Here is a 1,538-nt window from a genome sequence, read left to right on the forward strand (position 1 = left end):
GCCGGGCCTCCAGGCGGTCGAGGGTGCGGCGGGCCCGCTCGTGGGCGTAGCGGCCCCGAGGCGTGCGGCGGATCAGCCGCCGGCGGGCCGAAGCGGGGTCCGGCACCTGCTCCAAGAGCCCCGCGTCCATCAGCGAGTGGACCGCCTGGTGCACGGTCTGCCGGGTCACGCCCGTGCGCCGGGCCAGCTCCGCCACCGTGGTGCCGTCCTTGTCGAGCGCGGCGAAGAGCTGCATCTGCGGCGGCGTGACCGCCGGCACCCCCTCGGCCTCGAAGGCGGCGAGCAGCCCGTCCTCGAACCAGCGCCGGGCCCCGCCCAGGAGTTGGGGCAGATCGCGTCGGGTCTCGGTCATCGCATCCTCGCGCTCCTGTGCGTCCGGGCCGGGCACTTGCCCGCCGCCCGCGTCGCATGTCAGGGTACCTAACACTGTTTGTCAGGCAGCCTGACAAAGCGAGAGGGAGCAGTCATGACCATCGAATACGCGACCCGCTACCGCAGCGCCTCCCACATCCCGCCCGAGCCGGGCAAGCCGTACGTCATCGAGAAGGGCGACGGCGACCGGGCGCACCTGTTCGGGGACCTCGTCACGGTCTACGCCGGAGGCGAGCAGACGGAGAACACCTTCAACTTCTTCACCGTGGAGGGCCCCAAGGGCGACATCATCCCGGCGCACGTGCACGCCGACACCTACGAGGTCTTCTACGTGACGCAGGGCGCCGTCCGCCTGTTCGTCGAGGACACCGAGGGCGCGCAGACCGAGCGGCTGCTCACCCCGGGCGACTTCGGCTTCGTGCCGAAGAACTGCCCGCACGCGTACCGCATGGAGCGCCACCACACCCAGGTCGTCGGCGTCGCGGCCGGGCCCGGCGGCACCTTCGAGCGGTTCTTCGAGACGCTGGGCACCGCCGCCGAGGGCCACGGGCTGCCGCGGCCGCCGTTCGTCCCCGAGCCGCACAAGTTCGCCACCGTCCCCCAGAAGTACGATGTGCGCTTCCTGCCCGACCAGCAGTGGAGGACCTCATGACACCGGCGGAGCTGCTGGGCATCATCGGCGCCCCGCATCCCGACGTCGCACCCCTGCCGCCTGCCGCCGGGCGCGCACACGGCGTGCGGGTCCTGCGGGGAGTCCCGTACGGCGTCGTCGACGGCGGCCGCCCACTGGAGCTCGATCTGTGGCTGCCCGGTCCGCAGGCGCAACTCCCCGCTCCCCTCGTGCTGTTCGTGCACGGCGGGGCCTGGCGCCGGGGCCGCCGGGACGACATGGGCGTACGCACCCGGCAGTGGGAGCCCGGCCCCTTCGAGCGGATCGCGGCCGCCGGCTGCGCCGTGGCCTGCGTCGACTACCGGCTCAGCGGGGAGGCGACGTTCCCCGCACCGCTGGACGACCTGCGGGACGCGTTGCGCTGGCTGGGCGTACGGGCGCAGGAACTCGGCATCGACCCGCGGCGGACCGTGGTGTGGGGCGAGTCGGCGGGGGCCCATCTGGCCTCGCTCCTCGCGCTCACGCACCGGGAGCCGCCGCTCGCCGGGGCCGTCGT

At 73.7% G+C, this 1,538-nt stretch carries 3 protein-coding genes; 2 read left to right on the top strand and 1 reads right to left on the bottom strand.

Features of this window, described 5'->3' with window-relative positions:
* The coding region (locus G3I40_RS42070; protein ID WP_164560066.1) for a helix-turn-helix domain-containing protein at positions 1 to 352 on the bottom strand (352 nt) is incomplete at its 3' end.
* Positions 353 to 466: 114 nt separating this feature from the next.
* Between G3I40_RS42070 and G3I40_RS42075 the strand changes: the two genes are divergently transcribed.
* Both G3I40_RS42075 and G3I40_RS42080 read left to right on the top strand, forming a co-directional pair.
* On the top strand, positions 467 to 1,024 hold the full coding sequence (locus G3I40_RS42075) for a quercetin 2,3-dioxygenase (protein WP_164560067.1): 558 nt from the start codon (positions 467 to 469) through the stop codon (positions 1,022 to 1,024).
* Positions 1,021 to 1,538: alpha/beta hydrolase (locus G3I40_RS42080; protein WP_164560068.1), on the top strand; the 518-nt coding region annotated here is incomplete at its 3' end. The genes G3I40_RS42075 and G3I40_RS42080, both read left to right, overlap by 4 nt.

This window comes from Streptomyces sp. SID14478 (assembly GCF_010548525.1).
Lineage (GTDB): Bacteria > Actinomycetota > Actinomycetes > Streptomycetales > Streptomycetaceae > Streptomyces.

What these genes read in the sequence shown, in the direction of transcription:
- G3I40_RS42075 (WP_164560067.1), top strand. Translation starts at nt 467, where the DNA reads ATGACCATCGAATACGCGACCCGCTACCGCAGCGCCTCCCACATCCCG.